Raw genomic sequence first — 17,471 nt, forward strand, 5'->3', positions numbered from 1 at the left:
TCCAATGTCCCGCCAAAAGGATGGACCAATGTGGCAGACCTACATGTCACGATAAATCGTGATCAAGGGGGCATCGCCGGGCAGATCGCCTCGGAGCTTCGTGAGGCCATCCGGCGTGGTCGCCTCACGCCGGGCACCCGCCTCCCCGCCAGCCGCGACCTGGCCGCCGACCTTCAGGTCTCGCGCGGCGTCGTGGTCGAAGCCTACGAGCAGCTGGTGGCCGAGGGCTTCCTGATCTCCCGCGTCGGCGCGGGCACCCTGGTGGCCCCCGCGCCGTCCCGCGGCTCGGTGGCGGCCACCGCCCGCCCGGAGGTCGCCGCGTGCGGTCCGCACTACGGTCACCGCCCCACCTCTCCCGATCTCGGCTGCTTCCCCCGGGAACGCTGGCTGGCCTCCGTACGTCATGTGCTCACCACGATGCACTCCGACGCGTTCGACTACGGCGACCCCGGCGGCGTCCGGGAGCTTCGCGACGAGCTGGCCGGCTACCTCAGGCGGGTCCGGGCCGCGGACGTGCACCCCGACAACCTGGTGATCGTCGGCGGGGTGGCCCAGGGGCTCAGCCTGGCGCTGCACGTGCTCGCCAAGCGGACCGGCGGCCTGCGGCTGGCCGTGGAAGACCCGAACAGCCACCGCCAGGTCCCCCTCCTCCGCCGGGCGGGCGCCGAGCTCGTCCCGGTCCCGGTGGACGACCAGGGCATCGACGTGACGGCGCTGCGGGCCCGCGGCGCGGACGCGGTCCTGGTCACCCCCGCCCACCAGTACCCCACCGGCGTCGTGCTCTCCCCGGCTCGGCGGGCCGCCCTCATGGAGTGGGCCGCCGAGAGTGGCGCGGTCGTGCTGGAGGACGACTACGACGCCGAGTTCCGCTTCGACCGCGACCCCGTCGGCTGCCTGCAGGGCCTCGCCCCCGCCCGGGTGGTCCTCTCCGGCAGCGTCAGCAAGGCGCTGGCCCCTGGCCTGCGGCTCGGCTGGGTGGCGGCTCCCGCCGAGCTGGCCGAGTCCATGCGGCAGGCGAGAGGCGAGCTGGACCTGGGCTCGCCGGTCATCGATCAGTACGCCCTGGCCCACTTCCTGCGTACCGGCGGCTACGACAAGCACCTGCGCCGGATGCGCCGGGAGTACCGGCGCCGCAGGGACGCCCTGGTCAAGGCGGTGGCCGAGCACCTGCCTGAGGTGCGCGTCCGGGGCATCGCGGCGGGCCTGCACGCCTACCTGGACCTGCCGCCGGGCTCGGACGAGGACGCCTTCGTACGGCCGGCGCGCGAGCTGGGCCTGGCCGCCGACCCGGTCGGCCCGACGCGTCTCACGCCAGGACCGCCCGGGGTCGTAGTCGGCTTCGCCCGCCTCCCCGCCCACCGCGCCGCAGAGGTCATCCAAGGCTTAAAGGTCAGAATGTCAGGACAAAATATTGACTGATGGAGAAGGTCACGCTTAGAAAGAAATCCCCATCTCATTGGAGGCGCCATGCGCGTGGGACTGCTGGGCTTGGGCAGGATCGGCGCGTTTCACGCGGCAACCCTGGCCGCACATCCGCTGGTGGACGAGCTGATCGTCTCGGATCCCGTACGTGAGTCGCCGTACGGCAGACCGGGAGACCCCTTCGAGGCGGACGCGCTGGTCATCGCCTCGCCGACCAGCACGCACGCCGAGCTCCTGCTGAAGGCGTGCGGGCTGGGCATCCCGGTGTTCTGCGAGAAGCCGGTCGCGGGGAGCGTCAAGGAGACCGTGGAGGTGCTCGCGGCCAGCCGGGGCAACCGGGTGCAGATCGGTTTCCAGCGCAGGTTCGACCCCGGTTACATCGACGCGGCGATGGCGCTGCGCGGGGGTGAGCTGGGGGAGTTGCACCGGGTTCACCTCATTACCGCGGATCCGGCGCCGCCGCCCGCCGAGTACATCCCGCTGTCCGGCGGCCTCTACCGCGACTGCCACATCCACGACTTCGACATCCTGCGCTGGGTGACAGGACGCGAGGTGGTGTCCGTGTACGCGACCGGCGCGAACCGGGGCGCCGCCTTCTTCGGCGCGGCAGGCGACGTCGACACCAGCGCCGCGCTGCTCACACTCGACGACGGCACGCTGGCCACCCTGCAGGGCTCCCGCTACAACGGCGCCGGCTATGACGTGCGCATGGAACTGGCCGGCACCAAGGGCACCCGGGCCGTCGGCCTCGGGCCGCGCGCGCCCCTGAGCAGCTCGGAGGGCCTGCAACCGCCAGGGGAGCCGTGGCCCGACTTCGTCACCCGCTTCGCCGACGCGTACGCCGCCGAGATCGACTGCTTCCTGCGCAGCGACGTGAGCCTGTGCTCCATCGAAGACGCCCTGGCGGCCCTGTACGTCGCCGAGGCCGCCGAGCTCTCCCGCCGCGAACACCGCCCCGTCGAGGTCGCGGAGGTGACCGGATGAACCTGGCTGGAGCGCCCATCTCGTGGGGCGTGTGCGAGGTGCCCGGCTGGGGCTTCCAGCTCCCGCCCGAGCGGGTGCTCGCCGAGATGCGCGACCTCGGCCTCACCGCGACCGAGCTGGGCCCGGACGGCTTCCTGACACCCGCCCTCATCGAGGAGTACGGCCTGAGCGTCGCGGGCGGGTTCGTGCCCGTGGTGCTGCACGATCCGGGTCACGATCCGCTCCCCGGGCTGCCCACCGACCCGCCGGGCATGCTCGTGCTGGCGGCGGCCACCGGCGCCGACGGCTACGACACCCGGCCGGTCCTCGACGAGAAGGGCTGGGCGACGCTGCTGGCCAACCTCGACCGGATCGCCGCGGCGTACGGCCGTGGAGCGTCCCTGCACCCGCACGTCGGCACCATGATCGAGACCCGCGAGGAGGTCGACCGGGTGCTCGGCGGCAGCTCGATCCCGCTCTGTCTCGACACCGGTCACCTGCTGATCGGCGGTACCGACCCGGCCGCCCTGGCCGCGGCCGACCCCGGCCGCGTCGCGCACGTCCATCTCAAGGACGTCGACGCGTCGCTCGCCCGGCAGGTCGCCCGCGGCGAGCTCACGTACACGCAGGCCGTGCGCGCGGGCGTCTACCGGCCGCTCGGGCAGGGCGACGTGGACATCGCGGGCATCGTCTCCGGCCTCGAGAGCAGCGGCTACCAGGGCTGGTACGTCATGGAGCAGGACGTGGTCCTGTCCGGTCCGGGGGACGAGCCGATCCACGACGTACGGCGGAGCCTCGCCTACCTGGGGGTCGGCTGACTGTCATGCGATCTCTTTGACCCGTCGCGGCTCGAATCCCCTGGCCAGGACGATGATCACGGCGGACAGCACCAGCGGCGCGGCGAACGCCACCTGCATGTCGCTGGCGCTGGCGATGCCGCCGACCAGCGCCGCGCCCACGATGAAGCCGACGTAGTTGAACATGTTGACCCGCGCGATGGCCACCCCCGTCCCCGCCGGGTCGAGCCGCCCCGCCGCCGAGAACGACTGCGGCGCGATCACCGACAGCCCCACCCCGGTCAGGCCGAACGCCAGGATGGCCAGCGGCTGGCTGGGCGCCAGGACGATGCCCAGGAAGCCGAGGGCGGCGATCCCGCCGCCGATCCTGACGATCGCCGCTGGTCCGTACTTCCTGACGGCGGCGTCGCCGCCGAGCCTGATCAGCAGCGTGGTGGCCTGGTAGGCGGCGTAGGCCAGCGGGACGACGGTGGGGCTCGCGGCCAGCACCTGCTGCATGTAGACGGTGCTGAAGTTGGAGACCGAGGCGTCCCCGACGTACAGGAAGGCCATCGCCAGGCAGAGCGGGATGATCGGCTTCCACGGGAACCCGCCGGCGGCCGTAGCGGTGGTCTCCTCGACCTTCTCCTCCTCGACGGTGCACAGTTGCGGCCCGGCGTACAGGGAGCCCGCCACCGCCACGACCATCGGAACCGTCATCGTGACGATCAAGGGAAGCTCGGCCGCGACCGATGCCCACAGCGCCCCGGCCGTGCTGAACACGCTCCACATGCAGTGGAAACCGTTCAGCACGGCCCGCCCGTAACGACGTTCGACCGCCACGCCCTGCATGTTGATGCCCGCGTCGACCGCGCCGAGCCCGAGGCCGAACAGCAGCAACGCGAGTACCAGCAGCGGCACGCTCGGCGCGAGGCTGATGAGCACCACGGCGACGGCCACGACCGGCTGCGCGAGGCGGAGCAGCGGCTTGCTCCCCTTGCGCGAGGCGAACCACCCGGCGCCCACGCTGCCCAGCCCGGCGAAGACCGGCACGATGAGCAGCAGGATCGTCAGGGCGCCCTCGTCGAGCCGGTGTTTGGTCTGCAGGTTCGCGACCTGGGCGAGCAGCGTGATGAACGAGAGGCCCTGCACCGCGTACACGACGAACGTGGCTATACGGGCCTGGCGATCACGAGGAGTCGGCACGGCGGCCTCCTGATGGGGGGAACGTGAGGCGGGGTCAGGTTAGCCGCTTGGCCAGCTCTTTCGCCACCATGCCAGTGTGACGTCACAACCCCGTGACACCGCCGCCCGTGTGCCGACGCCGCCTATGTCGGTGGTGGCTCGTGGATCAGCCCAGCGCTCGCCGTACGAGATCGTCGCTGAGCTCGCGCAACCGCTTCCGCGCCGCGAGGTCGTATGCCTGGGCGTCGGCCCGGCTCTCCCGCAACCCGTTGAAGTAACGCCCGCTCACACCGTCGAGCTCGTCGATCAACTGCCGCGTCGCCGCCACGCCCTCGTCGACCGTGCTCATCACCGGCGCACCCGCCTCACGGACCATCGTGGTGTCCATGTACGTGGCCGGATGCAGGGCGTTGACCGTCACCCCCTGCCCGGCCAGCTCCTCGGCCAGGTCGAAGGTGAACATGATCTGCGCGAGCTTGCTCTGGTTGTACGCGCGCTGGCGCCCGTAGCCGCGGGTCAGCATCGGGTCGGCGAAGTCGATCGCCTGCTGCCCGGCCGAGGCGACGTTCACCACCTTCGACGGCGCCGACTTGACGAGCAGCGGGAGCAGCCGCCGGGTCAGGTGGTATCCGGCCAGGTAGTTGACCGCGAAGCGGAGCTCGACGCCGTCCCGGCTCTCCGCGCGGCCGGAGCCGGGCGGACCGCCGCCCATCCCGGCGTTGTTGACCAGCACGTCGAGCCGGTCGAACCGGTCGAGCACCTCGTCGGCCAGCCGGTCCACCTGGCGCAGATCGGCCAGATCGGCCAGAACGCCTTCGGTAGTGCCGCCCGCGTCGGCCTGCTCCCGCCGTACTCGCTCCGGGTCGGCCTGCTCTGCGTCGGCCCGCGCCCGCCGTACCCGCTCCGGGTCGCGTCCGTGCACGATGACGCGGTCGTCGGCGGCGAGCCGTCGTGCCAGCTCCCGCCCGAGCCCATCCGTCGCGCCGGTGATCAGGATCGTCCTCATGCCTTCAGCCTGCCCCCTCCGTCGACGGTCAGCACCGTTCCGGTGACGAACGAGTTGCCCACCACGTAGGCGATCGTCGCCGCCACGTCCTCCGGCCGGCCCACCCGGCCGACCGGCGAGCTCCCCGCCGCGTGGGCGAACAGGGCCTCCCGCGCGTCGTCGGGGAGCCCGGACCACCACTCGGTGTCGATCACGCCGGGGGAGACGGCGTTCACCCGGATGGGGCCGAGCTCGACCGCCAGGCCGGGCACCGCGGCCTCGATCGCGCCGTTCACCGCCGCCAGAGCGGAGACGCCGGGGAAGGCCGAGCCCGCCGACGCCGCGGTCACGAATGTGATCGAACCTTCGGGACCGAGTACGTCCAGAGCGGCCTGCGCGGCCAGCAGGTGCGGGATCAGCTTGTTCTGTACGGCCTCGACCAGCGCCTCCCGCGTCAGCGAGCGCAGCGGCCCGGCGGGCCCGCGGCCGGTCACGGTGATGATCAGGTGGTCGATGGCACCGGTACGGGCGAAGAGATCGCGCATCGCCTCGGTGTCACGGGCGTCCACGGCCTCGCCCGAGGCCCGGTCGCCGAGCAGCTTCACCGCGGCCGCCACCCGCTCGGCGGACCGGCCGGTGATGACCACCTCGGCGCCGTCGGCCGCCAGCCGGGCCGCCGTCGCCAGCCCGATGCCCGTGGTGCCGCCAATGATCACGACTCGCATCGCGTTTCCTCCTAATTCAAGACATCTTGCCTCGAAACTATATCGAGGCGCCGTGTCTTGTAAAGTGGCGGGCATGGTAGGCAGACCGCGTAGCGAGGTGGCCAGGAAGGCGATCCTCAAGGCCGCGCTCGACCTGTGCGAGCGCGACGGATACCCGAACGTCACCCTGAAGGGCGTCGCCGCCGCGGCGGGCGTCGGCAGGCAGACCCTCTACCGCTGGTGGCCGACCAAGCGCGAGGTGCTGCTGGAGGCGATGACCGACCTGGTGGGGGCAGAGATGCGGCCCCCGCCCATCAGTGGGGACGCGGGGACGGACCTGGTCGTTTTCCTGCGCGAGACGTTCGCGGTGGCCCATGGCGTGGCCGGGCGGGTGGTCGTGGGTCTCATGGCCGACGCCCAGGCCGACCCCCGGTTCGCTGAGGAGTTGCGGGCCAAGCTCATCGGCCCGCGCCGGCAGGCATTGCGCTCGGTGCTGGAACGCGGCGCGCTCCCGGCCGACGTGGACGTGGAGCTAGCGGTCGATCTGATCTTCGGCGCCATGTGGTACCGCCTGCTCAACCGCCACGCCGAAGTCGACGAGAGGCTCGCGGAGGAGATAGCGGCCCTGGTCGCGCGGCTCGGCTGACTTTCGGGGCACTTTCGGCTGGCGCGGCGACCGAGGCGCGAGCGAAGTGGCCGCCTGCCGGATATCGTCAGAAGTGTGAATGAACGCCCGGGATCCTGGTTGCCACGCCTGCAGGAAGTCGGAGAACGGCTGGCCGAGGAATGGGTCTCGGCACGCCGCCCCAAGGGGGATGACAGCGGCCCGCGCCCGGACGAACTACGCGCCTCCGACGACGATCGCGAGCGGTTCGTCCAGGTGCTCCAGGACGCCCACGCCGACGGCCGCCTCATGCTCGACGAGCTGGAGGAACGGCTCGGCGTCGTCTACGCGGCCCGGACACTGGGCGAGCTCGCCGCGGTGACGGCCGACCTGCTGCCGGCGGAGCAGCAACCGCTGAACCTCGACGGCAGGCCGGTGTCGGCGTTCTTCAAGCAGGAGCAGCGCGGCGGACGCTGGGTGGTGCCCGCCGAGCTGACCGTGACCGCCATGTTCGGCACCACCAAGCTGGACCTCCGCGAAGCCATCCTGCAGAACCGGCGCGTCATCATCAACGCGACGCTGGTCTTCGGCGGTCTGGAGATCCACGTGCCCGAGGGCCTTGAGGTGATCCGCGTCGCGAAGGGCAGCACGGTCCGGCTGACCAAGCAGCCGACCGAGCCCGAAGCGCCGGTGGTCGAGGTGCGCACCACGAACTTCGTGGGCGACGTCAAGGTCAAAGAGCCGCCCCGCCGCAAGCGCCGCCGCTGATCCCCTATCCGGCCGTGTCGAAGTTGATCGCGCTGTAGGCGCGCAGCTTCGTGAGCTGGTGCTCGCTGTCCACCTTGCGGATGGTGCCGGAACGCCCGCGCATCACCAGCGAGTGCGTCAGCGCCACCCCGCCCCTGAACCGTACGCCCTGCATGAGCTCGCCCTGCGTGATGCCGGTCGCCGCGAAGAACACATCCTCAGAACGCACCAGGTCGTTGGTGGTCAGCACCTGGCCGAGGTCGTGCCCGGCGTCGAGCGCCTTCCGCCGCTCGGCGTCGTCGCGCGGCCACAGCTTGCCCTGGATGACACCACCCAGGCACTTGAGCGCGCACGCGGCCACGATGCCCTCGGGCGTGCCGCCGATGCCCAGCATCAGGTCGATGCCGGTGTCGGCGCGGGCCGCCATGATCGCGCCCGCCACGTCCCCGTCGACGATGAACTTGATCCGCGCCCCGGTCTCCCTGATCTCCTTGACCATCTGCTCGTGCCGCGGGCGGTCGAGTACGACGACCGTCACGTCGGAGGACGAACAGCCCTTGGCCCTGGCGACCGCCTGGATGTTCGTGGCGACCGGAGCCTCGATGTCGACCACGTCAGCGGCGTCGGGGCCGGTGACCAGCTTCTCCATGTAGAACACGGCCGACGGGTCGTACATCGAGCCGCGCTCGCTCACCGCGATCACCGACACCGCGTCCGGCATGCCGAGCGCCGTCAGCCGGGTGCCGTCGATCGGGTCCACGGCCACGTCGCAGTCGGCGCCGCTGCCGTCGCCGACGCGTTCGCCGTTGAACAGCATCGGGGCGTGGTCCTTCTCGCCCTCCCCGATGACCACCACCCCGTTCATCGACACGGTGTTGATCAGCTGGCGCATCGCGTTGACCGCGGCGCCGTCAGCGCCGTTCTTGTCGCCCCTGCCCACCCAGCGGGCCGCCGCCATCGCGGCCGCCTCGGTGACGCGTACGAGTTCCAGAGCCAGGTTGCGATCAGGGGCGCGCTCTCCCGTGGCCAGCGCTGCGGGTACGGACGTCTGATCGGACATGATGAAGGGCCTCCTCGTGGACAAACTGTCTCGATCGTAGTTGTCCCTGTATCCCCGGTCACCGGAGGATAATGTGCCTGCCATGAGCAGCGATGTGGAACAACCGGCGACAGCCCGCACCTCCGGGCGAGGCGCGGCCACGCGCAGCGCGCTACTCAAGGCCGCCAGAGACGTCTTCGTCTCCAAGGGTTTCGCCGAGGCCGGAGTGACCGATGTGGTGGCCAAGGCCGATGCCAGCGTGGGCAGCCTCTACCACCATTTCTCCGGCAAGGCCGACCTCTACCTCACGCTGTTCGAGGAGTGGCAGGGCAGGCAGGCCCAGCGGACCAAGCAGGCCGCCCGCGAGGCTCGCGCCGAAGGAGAGAACGACCCGATGCGGGTCTTCATCCGCGCCGCCCGCGCCTACCTCGACGGGTGCATCGAGGAACGCGAGCTCGCCGCGCTGTTCCTGCGCGGCGACGGGCCGCCCGGCTTCGAGCTCGTCATGCGCGCCCGGTTGCGCAAATGGGCCGAGCGCAACGCCGCGCTCTTCGAGGACCAAGGGGCACTGGTGGTCGTCCTCACGGGCGCGCTCGCGGCCGCCGTCTCCGAGGTGGTGCTGTCGGACGACCCCGCGCTGGCCGAGGACGTGCTCGCCATCATCGGCCAGATCCGCCCGGCCGCTTCGTCGGGCGGCATCACCAGCGGGTAATCTCGCCAGTTGTGCGACGGTTCACGGAAGGTTTCTACGGCTACGCGGTAGCCCTGCTCGTCTGTCTTGTGGGGGTAGGGCTGTTCCTGCTGGTCACGCCGCAGAGCCGGGAGGAGCACATTCCCAAGCTCAACTACTCCATCACCGTCGCCAACTTCGCACATGACGTGCCCTACCAGGTGTGGGCGCCCGCGAAGGACCCGGCGGGCTGGATCCCCAACAGCAACAAGATCGCCAAGGGCTCCGGCGGGGCCCAGGTCCTCTACCTGGGCTATGCGACGGCCAAGAGGCAGCACGCCATGTTCGTGCAGAGCGACGAGAAGCCGGCCGCCGGGTTCGCCGACCGGATGGCCAACTCCAACCGGGCCGTGGGCACCCAGCAGGTGGCCGGGCAACCCTGGGAACAGCGCTTCCGCGAGGACAAGAACCAGCGCTCGCTGATCCGGGTGCTGCCGGAGGTCACCTTGGTCGTCACCGGCACGGCCGACTGGACCGAGCTGGGCGAGCTGGCCGCCATCCTGCAACAGCGACCGAAGCCGACAAGCTGACCCACGCCTCCGACCGGGAGGCGGCGGCCGGAGGCGAGAGTCTGACCCGCTCCTCGCCGGGGCTCCTCGGCGGGCCAGGGCGCGGGATGTCGGTGCCTGACTCTAGGGTGGTGCCCGTGGCAGAAGAGAAGGCACCCTCATACGAGCAGGCCCGCGAGGAACTGACCGAGGTGGTGCGCCGCCTGGAGACGGGCGGGCTCACCCTGGAGCAGTCGATCGAGCTGTGGGAGCGCGGCGAGAAGCTGGCCGCCATCTGCGAGGAGTGGCTACAGGGCGCCAGGGTGAAGCTCGCCGCCGCCATGGCCCGCCGCGCCGACCCCACCACCAACCAGTCGGACGACGCCCCGTTCTAGTCGCCCACAGCCGGACGACGTCCCACAGCCGGACGACGCTCGTTCTGGCCGCTGATGCCCGTCAGGCGGAGCGGTGGAGGGCCACTACCGGGATGCGGCGGGTGGTCTTCTCCTGATACTCCGCGAAACCCGGGGCGATCGTGACCACGTGGGCATAGAGCCTGTCGCGCTCTTCCTCGCCCACGACCTCGGCCGTGAGTTCGTACGTCTCCGTCCCGATCTCGGCGGTCACCTCGGGGTTGGCGACCAGGTTGTGGTACCACGCCGGGTGGTGGTCCGCGCCGGCGTACGAGGCGATGACGATGTAGCGGTCACCGTCCTCGAAGTACATCACCGGGCTGGTCGTGCGCTTGCCGCTCTTGGCGCCCGTGGTCGTGAGAAGCAACAGGTTGGCACCCTCGAACATGCCCCCGACCTTGCCCTTGTTGGCACGGAACTCGGCGATGATCTGCTCGTTGAAGTCGTTCGCCATGATCGCTCCTCGAATCGGAAATTTCTCCATTTATGGCAGCCAAAGCCTAGCCGGAGAAATTTCCGTTTACCACGTTTATGCTCACTCTGTGTGCGAGCGTCGATCCCTGCCGATCATCGGGCAGCCCCAGCCCGAACGGGCTGACGCGGCCCGCAACAGGCAGAAGATCATCGAAGTGGCCGCCAAGATGGTCGCCGACGGATGTCTCGGCCGGCTCTCCCTCGACGAGGTCGCCCGTGAGGCGTGCGTGGGGGTCGGCACCGTCTACCGTCGCTTCGGGGATCGGGCCGGTTTGGTGCTGGCGCTGATCGACGATCGCGAGCGGCGCTTCCAAGAAGACTTCCTGCGCGGGCCGCCGCCGATCGGGCCGGGCGCGCCTCCTGCCGAGCGGATCAGGGCGTTCCTGCACGCGCTGATCGATCGGGTGGTGGCGCAGATGGACCTGTTCCTGCTGCTCGGGCCGCCGACCGCACAGCTCAGTGGGGCGTACAGGGCGCATCACACCCACCTGGCCGGACTCCTCGCCCAGGTACGCCCGGAAGGCGCGAGTTTCCTGGCCGACGCGCTGCTGGCGCCGATCAACGCCCATCTGCTCCAGTACCAGCGGGACCAACGTGGCATGTCGATCGAGGAGATCAAGGCCGGATTCGACGCCTTGACCCAGGCGATCAGAACATGAGGCAAGGCAGGTCGCCCTCGAAGTCCGGTTCAAGCGGTTTCGAGAGCCAAGCGCCCGCTAAAAAGCCAGGTCGGGAGCGGGCCGTCCCCGAAAGCCGGCTCAGGAGGCGGTTTCGTCGGAAGCCTTCTTGCGGGGCTTGCGGGGTTTGGCGGGGTCTTCCGTACGGACGGTCAGGCGGTCGTCGCTGAGCCGGATCGTCAGTAGGGAGCCGGGGGCCACGTCCTTGGCCAGCCGGACGACCTCCCCGGACGGATCCTGGACGATGGCGTAGCCGCGTTCGAGCGTGGCGGCGGGCGAGAGGGCGACGAGCCGGGCGCGGAGATGCGACAGTGAGTCCTCCGCGCGGTCGAGCGAGCCGCCCAGCGAGCGCCTGGTCCGGTCGCGGAGCGCCTCGACCTGCTCGGCCCGGCGTTCGAGCTCGCGCACCGGGTCGGCCAGCGAGGGCCGGGAGCGCGCCGACGTCAGCCAGGACATCTCCCGGTCGAGCCAGCCGCCGAGCACCCTGCGACCCCTGTCACGCAGCTGGCGCACCAGCGTGAGCTGCTCGCCCACGTCGGGCACCACCTTCTTGGCGGCGTCGGTCGGCGTCGAGGCCCGTACGTCGGCCACCAGGTCGAGCAGCGGACTGTCCTGCTCGTGGCCGATCGCGCTCACGACAGGAGTGCGGCAGGCGGCCACGGAGCGCACCAGCGTCTCGTCGGAGAACGGCAGGAGGTCTTCCAGGGAGCCGCCGCCACGGGCGATGACGATCACTTCGATCTCGGCGTCCGCGTCGAACTTACGCAGCGCCTCGGTGACCTCGCCCACGGCGTACGGGCCCTGGACGGCCACCTCCTCGACCTTGAACCGCACGGCCGGCCAGCGGCGCCTGGAGTTTTCCAGCACGTCACGCTCCGCCGCCGAGTCGCGGCCACAGATCAGCCCGACCGTGCCGGGCAGGAACGGCAGCCGCCGCTTCCTGTCGGCGTTGAACAGGCCCTCGGCGGCCAGCAGCTGGCGCAGCCGTTCGAGCCGCGCGAGCAGCTCGCCCACGCCGATCGGCCTGATCTCCAGCGCGGTGAAGGCGAACGAGCCCTTGTTGACCCAGAAGTCGGGCTTGACGTGCACCACGACCCGCGCGCCGTCGGCCGGGCGGGGCATGGTCGCTTCGTAGACGCCGCGCGGGGCGGTGACCCGGGCCGACACGTTGGCCACCGGGTCGCGCAGCGTCATGAACACCGTGCCGCCACGCGCGCTCAGATCGGTGATCTGGCCCTCGACCCAGACCGTGCCCAGCTTGCCGATCCAGCCGCCCACCATCTGCAGGACGGTGCGGATCGGCAGCGGAGACTCGGGCGAGGTCTTCGAGGTCATGGCGGAAGACTACGGTGCCGGGACGACTTATTCCCCGGCCTGCAGCTTGACCAGGCGGTTCTCGAACATCCGGACAACCTCGGGTCGCCCGCTCGTGGCCTGCTCGTACGCGATGAGCTCGGTGATCTGCTCGGCGGACTTGCCGCGCATCCTGGCGCGCAGGGAGGCGACGGTCAGCTCGGAGTAGCCGGGCAGCGGCTCGGCCAGGTCGGTGGCGGCCTTCGTCTCGGTGACGGCCGCTGCCTCGGCGGTGGCCTTCGCCTTGGGAGTCGCCTTCGGCTTGGGGGTGGTCTTTGCCTCGGGGCTTGCCTCCGCCTCGGTGGTCGCCTCGGTCTCGGTGGCGGTCACTGTCTCCGTGGCGGCCTTGGCCTTGGGGGCGGCCTTCGGCTTGGCGGCGGCCCGAGGCTTGGCAGGGGTCCGGGGCTTGGTGGCCCGCGCGGGCTTGACCTCGACGGCCTCCGGCGCGACCGGCTCCGCCCCGGCCACCGGTTCGGGGGCGACAGCGGGCTCGACGGTGGCGACTTCAGGCTCGGGGGCGACCGCAGGCTCGACGGTGGCGGCCTCAGGCTCGGGCGCGATCTTGGGCTCAGGGACGGCGACGGGTTCGGGCACGACAGCGGGCTCAACGGTCGCGGCCTCAGGCGCGGTCTTGGGCTCGGGCGCCACGGCGGGCTCAACGGTCGCGGCCTCAGGCGCGGCCACCGGCTCGGGAGTGGTCACCGGGGCGGGCGCGGCAGCAGCGGTCTCGGTGGTGGCCTCGGGCTTCGGCTTGGCCGCCGGGGCGAAGATGACCGGGTCCGGCTTGGTCTTGGGGGAGCCATTGGACGCGGGGGTGTCGGACGGCGTGGGGCGCGGCGCGAAGATGACCGGCTCCTTGCGAGCGGGCTTCGCCACCTCCTCGTCCGCGGTCACGGGCGGCGTCACCTGGTCGGCGGCGGACGGGCGGGAGTCGTGGTCCGCCTCCTTGTCCTCCTTGCCGCCGATCCCCTTGATCGAGTTCTTCATCCGGTCGACGAGCAGCAGCGCCTGACCGGCCGCGCTCAAAGTGGTCTGGATCACGAGGAGGGGAAGGTCTTTGGCCTTCTCCTTCAGCTCGTCCTTGTTGGTGATGGTCTTCGTGATGTTGCGTATCACGTCGCTGAGGGACATGACGTCTCCCTGGGAGGTCTGTATTGGACGGCCAGTCTGGCACGGCGGGCAACCACGCACGCGCGGGCCTGTTGGCCGCTCCACGTAGCATAAGAAGTATGGAGCCCCAGACCCCCACTTCCCGCCGAGTGCTCGTTGCCCGGCCACGCGGCTACTGCGCCGGAGTCGATCGAGCCGTGGTGGCGGTCGAGAAAGCCCTGGAGCAGTACGGTGCGCCCGTCTACGTGCGTAAGCAGATCGTCCACAACACGCACGTGGTCAAGACGCTGGAGGCCAGAGGCGCGATCTTCGTCGAGGAGACCGATGAAGTGCCCGAGGGTGAGATCGTGGTGTTCTCGGCCCACGGTGTCTCGCCCGCGGTGCACGACGAGGCCAGGCAACGCGGATTGCGCACGATCGACGCTACCTGCCCGCTGGTCACCAAGGTGCATAACGAGGCAAAGAGGTTCGCGGGTCAGGAATACGACATCCTGCTGATCGGACACGAGGGGCACGAAGAGGTCGAAGGCACCGCCGGTGAGGCGCCCGACCACATCCAGCTCGTCGACGGCCTCGACTCCGTCGACCGGATCCAGGTCAAGGACCCGTCCAAGCTGGTCTGGCTGTCGCAGACCACGCTCTCGGTCGACGAGACCAACGAGACGGTGGCCAAACTCAAGGAACGCTTCCCCACGCTGATCGACCCGCCCAGCGACGACATCTGCTACGCGACGCAGAACCGCCAGGTCGCGGTCAAGGAGATCGCCGCCGAGTCGCAGCTGGTCATCGTGGTCGGGTCGGAAAACTCCTCCAACTCCAAGCGCCTGGTCGAGGTGGCCAAGGACTACGGCGCCGACGCCTCCTACCTGGTCGACAACGCCACCTTCATCCGTGACGAGTGGCTCGAGGGCGTGACCACGGTCGGCGTGACCAGTGGCGCCTCGGTGCCGGAGGAGCTGGTCGCCGAGGTGCTGGCCCGGCTGGCCGAGCACGGGTTCGACGACGTCGCGGAGGTCGAGCCGGTCCACGAGAGTGTGCGCTTCGCACTGCCGCACGAGCTCCGCAAGGACCTCCGGGCTTCCTGACCTCGGGCGCGTAGCGTCGTCAGCGTCCCCGGGCATGCCCGGGGGCCTGGTCAGTCCTCGGTGCGCGCCGTGCCGTACACCTTGGGCTCGAAGTAGCCCTCGGGCTCCGGTACGAACGACTGGCGCGGGCGCGGCGCTTCGGCGCCCGCCCGCAGCTCCTCGCGCAGATCCCGCACGTTGTCGCGCAGCCCGCGTCGCCAGGCGACGACCAGCACGATCGCCGAGCCCGCGAACAGCCAGGGCGCCCCGCGCGACAACGAGCTGAACAGGCCGACCAGGAGCGACTGCATGATCGACAGCGCGCCGAACGCCCGGCCCAGCTCGACGAAGAACGTCGCGACGAAGAACACCAGCGGCGGCGTCACCACCAGCGACAGCAGCTCGCGAGGGTTGACCAGGAGCACGCCGAGCAGGCTCGCCACCACGAACACCGGCCCGACCACGATAGGCAGGTTGATCACGGCGGCCACGACATAGGCCGCCAGTGTGGCGATCAAGGCGAGCGCGATGGCACCGCGAGCGGTCAGCCTGACGGCTGATCGCTTGCCTCTCTCACTCATTGGCCCCCGCCCCCTTACTGCGACCCGTTGGCCAACTTACCGTTCGCGTGCGAGATCAGAGACGAGGTTTCCAGCAGTTCGGGCGAGGCCAGCGGCCTGGGCAGGCCCTCCAGCATCTCCGGAGCGTCGAGTTCGCCGTCGACGACGCCCAGATCGTGCAGCTTGCGCGCGCTGACCAGTACGCGGCTTTCGAGCGATCCCACGGTCTTGTTGTACGCCTCGACGGCCCGGGTCAGGGACTTGCCCAGGGACTCGACATTCCTGCCCAGCGACGAGAGCCGCTCGTACAACTCCTTGCCCAGCTCGAACACCGCACGCGCGTTCTCGCTCAGCGCGGCCTGCTGCCAGGCGTACTGGGCGGTGCGCAGCATCGTGATCAGCGTGGTCGGGGTGGCGATGTGCACGCGGCGCGTCATCGCGTACTCCAGCAACGCCGGATCCCGCTCCAGCGCGGGCGCCAGGAACGCCTCACCGGGGATGAACAGCACCACGAACTCCGGCGACGGGTTGAACCCCTGCCAGTACGCCTTGGCGGCCAGCCGGTCGACGTGCTCGCGTACGTGCCTGGCGTGCGCGTCGAGCCGCACGGTGGCCAGCGAGTCGTCGGACGCCTCCGCGGCCTCCAGATAGGCGGCCAGCGACACCTTGGAGTCGATCACGATGTTCTTGCCGCCGGCCAGCCGCACGATCATGTCGGGCCGCATGGCGCCCTCGGTGACCTGCTCGTCGAAGTCGCAGTAGCGCTGCATCCCGGCGATCTCGGCGACCCTGCGCAGCTGCAGTTCGCCCCACCGGCCACGGGCCTCGGGCCGTTGCAGCGCGCGGACCAGTGCCGTGGTCTGCGAACGCAGCTCCGCGCTGCTCTGCCGGACGAACTCCATCTGCTTGGCCAGCTCCGCCCGGCCGGCGCGCTGGGCCGACTCGGTGTCGCGCAGCTGGGCCTCCACCCGCGTGAGCGCGTCCTTCAGTGGTTCGACCAGGTGCTCGACCGCCTGCCTGCGCTGGTCGAGGTCGCCGCTGGCCTCGGCGCGGCTGGCGGCCAGCCGCGTCTCGGCCAGCTCCAGGAAGCGGAGGTTGTTGACGTCTAGCGCCCGGGTGGACAGCGCCTGGAAGCGCTCGGCGAGCTGCTCCTCGACGTAGACGAGCTTGTCGGCGGCCGATCTGGCCTCGGCGTCGGACTCGGCCAGCCGCACCGCCGCCCGGGTGCGGGCGATCATGAACCCGATGGCCAACCCAACGGCGAGGCCGATGAGAAGCGAGACGACATCCACTCCTTCGCTGTCCACTCCAACGATGATTGCAGGTCATCGATCGCGGATCTCTCCGACACGCTTGGGCATTCCGCTTGTGCGCCTCATCATCAGTCACCCACAGTACTTGTATGATTACCCGATGGCGGCCGACGCTGTCGCTCGTGGCGGCGCTCGCCGTGGCGGCCGGCGTGGTCGCGCTGGCGGTGGTGGTCGTCCGCGCCGGCTCCCCGCGCCCCGTCGCCGCCCTGAACCCCCGGCCGGCGCTGCGGTGGGAGGCCGGCGCGTGCGTACGCCGATCCGCCGAACGCTACGACCTGACGCCCTGCAACGGCGGCGACGCGGAGGTGGTCGCCTTGTCCGCCGACCCACCGGGGCCGGGCGCCTGCCCCGACGACGTCGACGACGTCCTGCGCATCGACGGAGAGCGCGCCGCCTGCGTACGCAACTTTCTCGAACCGCACCCCGGCGCGCCGGGCGGTGGCGGGGGAGTGCTCAGACCGGGCGACTGCGTCGCGCTCGACGGCCGCGAGCGGCCGTGTTCGGGATCAGGCTGGTACGGCAGAGCCGTCGCCCTCGTCCGTTCACCGTCGAGCTGCCCCGCGACCACGCTCGACACGCTGACTTTGGACGGTCCGGCGCCCGGCACACCGTCCGGCGACGCCGTGATCTGCCTGGGCCGCGGCGGCAAGGTGCTCGGCCGGGGGATGTGCGTGGCCGAGCCGGGCCCCGGCGCGGTGACCAGGTCGGCGATCGACCGGGTCGCCTGCGCGTCGCCGAGGGCCTGGGCCCGGGTGACCGCCTTCGCCGAGTCCGCCGCGAGCTGCCCGGGCAGCTCCGAGCGCTACCTGGAGGCTCGGGGCGCCTATCGGCCCGTGACCTGCCTGAGTCTTGTGAGCAAGTAAA

General features: G+C 70.6%; 20 protein-coding genes. 11 read left to right on the forward strand and 9 right to left on the reverse strand.

From position 1 onward, the window contains the following. Window positions 1-30: 30 nt before the first annotated feature. The 3 genes from AB0B64_RS21585 to AB0B64_RS21595 are packed head-to-tail and all read left to right on the forward strand — an operon-like array spanning window position 31 to window position 3,203. The gene (locus AB0B64_RS21585) at window positions 31-1,419 is read left to right on the forward strand and encodes a PLP-dependent aminotransferase family protein (RefSeq protein ID WP_358179249.1); all 1,389 of its coding nucleotides are present in this window, start codon (window positions 31-33) and stop codon (window positions 1,417-1,419) included. A 48-nt stretch (window positions 1,420-1,467) separates the two neighbouring features. Beyond that, the gene (locus AB0B64_RS21590; RefSeq protein WP_357944069.1) at window positions 1,468-2,406 is read left to right on the forward strand and encodes a Gfo/Idh/MocA family oxidoreductase; all 939 of its coding nucleotides are present in this window, start codon (window positions 1,468-1,470) and stop codon (window positions 2,404-2,406) included. Next, on the forward strand, window positions 2,403-3,203 hold the full coding sequence (locus AB0B64_RS21595; RefSeq protein WP_357944071.1) for a TIM barrel protein: 801 nt from the start codon (window positions 2,403-2,405) through the stop codon (window positions 3,201-3,203). Before AB0B64_RS21590 ends, AB0B64_RS21595 begins: the two co-directional genes overlap by 4 nt. Before the next feature lie 3 nt (window positions 3,204-3,206). On the opposite strand, the gene AB0B64_RS21600 is transcribed toward AB0B64_RS21595, so the two are convergent. The 3 genes from AB0B64_RS21600 to AB0B64_RS21610 form a co-directional block, all read right to left on the reverse strand. Beyond that, window positions 3,207-4,367, reverse strand: a complete 1,161-nt coding sequence (locus tag AB0B64_RS21600; protein ID WP_357944073.1) for an MFS transporter — start codon at window positions 4,365-4,367, stop codon at window positions 3,207-3,209. A 145-nt stretch (window positions 4,368-4,512) separates the two neighbouring features. After that, window positions 4,513-5,352: an SDR family NAD(P)-dependent oxidoreductase gene (locus AB0B64_RS21605; RefSeq protein WP_358179251.1), complete on the reverse strand. Its 840-nt coding sequence runs from the start codon at window positions 5,350-5,352 to the stop codon at window positions 4,513-4,515. After that, window positions 5,349-6,056, reverse strand: coding sequence for an SDR family oxidoreductase (locus AB0B64_RS21610; RefSeq protein ID WP_357944077.1), 708 nt, complete (start codon window positions 6,054-6,056; stop codon window positions 5,349-5,351). The genes AB0B64_RS21605 and AB0B64_RS21610 overlap by 4 nt, the downstream gene beginning before the upstream one ends. A gap of 73 nt (window positions 6,057-6,129) precedes the next feature. On the opposite strand from AB0B64_RS21610, the gene AB0B64_RS21615 reads away from it, so the two are divergent. Further along, window positions 6,130-6,681 carry a TetR/AcrR family transcriptional regulator gene (locus AB0B64_RS21615; protein WP_357944079.1) on the forward strand — a complete coding sequence of 184 codons (552 nt, stop codon included), beginning with the start codon at window positions 6,130-6,132 and terminating at the stop codon, window positions 6,679-6,681. A gap of 75 nt (window positions 6,682-6,756) precedes the next feature. Further along, entirely contained in the window at window positions 6,757-7,407 is a 651-nt protein-coding gene (locus tag AB0B64_RS21620) for a DUF1707 domain-containing protein (protein ID WP_358179253.1), read from the forward strand. Window positions 7,408-7,411: 4 nt separating this feature from the next. On the opposite strand, the gene glpX is transcribed toward AB0B64_RS21620, so the two are convergent. Then, the gene (gene glpX / locus AB0B64_RS21625) at window positions 7,412-8,446 is read right to left on the reverse strand and encodes a class II fructose-bisphosphatase (RefSeq protein ID WP_357944083.1); all 1,035 of its coding nucleotides are present in this window, start codon (window positions 8,444-8,446) and stop codon (window positions 7,412-7,414) included. An 82-nt stretch (window positions 8,447-8,528) separates the two neighbouring features. Between glpX and AB0B64_RS21630 the strand changes: the two genes are divergently transcribed. From AB0B64_RS21630 to AB0B64_RS21640, 3 genes are all read left to right on the forward strand, one after another. Further along, window positions 8,529-9,137 (forward strand): TetR/AcrR family transcriptional regulator, encoded by a 609-nt coding sequence (locus AB0B64_RS21630; protein ID WP_357944085.1) that lies wholly within the window; start codon window positions 8,529-8,531, stop codon window positions 9,135-9,137. 11 nt (window positions 9,138-9,148) lie between these two features. Continuing rightward, a complete protein-coding gene (locus AB0B64_RS21635) occupies window positions 9,149-9,685 on the forward strand; it encodes a DUF4245 domain-containing protein (RefSeq protein ID WP_357944087.1) in 537 nt (178 codons plus the stop codon). Window positions 9,686-9,771: 86 nt separating this feature from the next. After that, window positions 9,772-10,038, forward strand: coding sequence for an exodeoxyribonuclease VII small subunit (locus AB0B64_RS21640; protein ID WP_225296495.1), 267 nt, complete (start codon window positions 9,772-9,774; stop codon window positions 10,036-10,038). A 61-nt stretch (window positions 10,039-10,099) separates the two neighbouring features. Here the strand turns inward: AB0B64_RS21640 and AB0B64_RS21645 are convergent, their stop codons facing one another. After that, window positions 10,100-10,510, reverse strand: a complete 411-nt coding sequence (locus AB0B64_RS21645) for a nitroreductase family deazaflavin-dependent oxidoreductase (RefSeq protein ID WP_357944089.1) — start codon at window positions 10,508-10,510, stop codon at window positions 10,100-10,102. A gap of 88 nt (window positions 10,511-10,598) precedes the next feature. Here AB0B64_RS21645 and AB0B64_RS21650 point away from each other — a divergent pair, with 88 nt between their 5' ends. Continuing rightward, entirely contained in the window at window positions 10,599-11,189 is a 591-nt protein-coding gene (locus tag AB0B64_RS21650; RefSeq protein ID WP_358179255.1) for a helix-turn-helix domain-containing protein, read from the forward strand. Between the two features lie 99 nt (window positions 11,190-11,288). On the opposite strand, the gene xseA is transcribed toward AB0B64_RS21650, so the two are convergent. Both xseA and AB0B64_RS21660 read right to left on the reverse strand, forming a co-directional pair. Continuing rightward, a complete protein-coding gene (xseA, locus tag AB0B64_RS21655; protein WP_357944093.1) occupies window positions 11,289-12,542 on the reverse strand; it encodes an exodeoxyribonuclease VII large subunit in 1,254 nt (417 codons plus the stop codon). Between the two features lie 27 nt (window positions 12,543-12,569). Then, on the reverse strand, window positions 12,570-13,691 hold the full coding sequence (locus AB0B64_RS21660) for a hypothetical protein (RefSeq protein ID WP_358179257.1): 1,122 nt from the start codon (window positions 13,689-13,691) through the stop codon (window positions 12,570-12,572). 98 nt (window positions 13,692-13,789) lie between these two features. Between AB0B64_RS21660 and AB0B64_RS21665 the strand changes: the two genes are divergently transcribed. After that, window positions 13,790-14,755, forward strand: a complete 966-nt coding sequence (locus tag AB0B64_RS21665; RefSeq protein WP_357944097.1) for a 4-hydroxy-3-methylbut-2-enyl diphosphate reductase — start codon at window positions 13,790-13,792, stop codon at window positions 14,753-14,755. A gap of 50 nt (window positions 14,756-14,805) precedes the next feature. Here AB0B64_RS21665 and AB0B64_RS21670 read toward each other — a convergent pair whose 3' ends face one another. Both AB0B64_RS21670 and AB0B64_RS21675 read right to left on the reverse strand, forming a co-directional pair. Next, window positions 14,806-15,315, reverse strand: a complete 510-nt coding sequence (locus AB0B64_RS21670) for a DUF6542 domain-containing protein (protein WP_358179259.1) — start codon at window positions 15,313-15,315, stop codon at window positions 14,806-14,808. A 14-nt stretch (window positions 15,316-15,329) separates the two neighbouring features. Then, window positions 15,330-16,532 (reverse strand): DNA recombination protein RmuC, encoded by a 1,203-nt coding sequence (locus AB0B64_RS21675; protein ID WP_358179447.1) that lies wholly within the window; start codon window positions 16,530-16,532, stop codon window positions 15,330-15,332. A gap of 164 nt (window positions 16,533-16,696) precedes the next feature. On the opposite strand from AB0B64_RS21675, the gene AB0B64_RS21680 reads away from it, so the two are divergent. Continuing rightward, window positions 16,697-17,470, forward strand: a complete 774-nt coding sequence (locus tag AB0B64_RS21680; RefSeq protein WP_358179261.1) for a hypothetical protein — start codon at window positions 16,697-16,699, stop codon at window positions 17,468-17,470. Window position 17,471: the final 1 nt, after the last annotated feature.

The sequence above is a fragment of the Nonomuraea sp. NPDC049129 genome (genome assembly GCF_040648495.1).
GTDB lineage: Bacteria > Actinomycetota > Actinomycetes > Streptosporangiales > Streptosporangiaceae > Nonomuraea.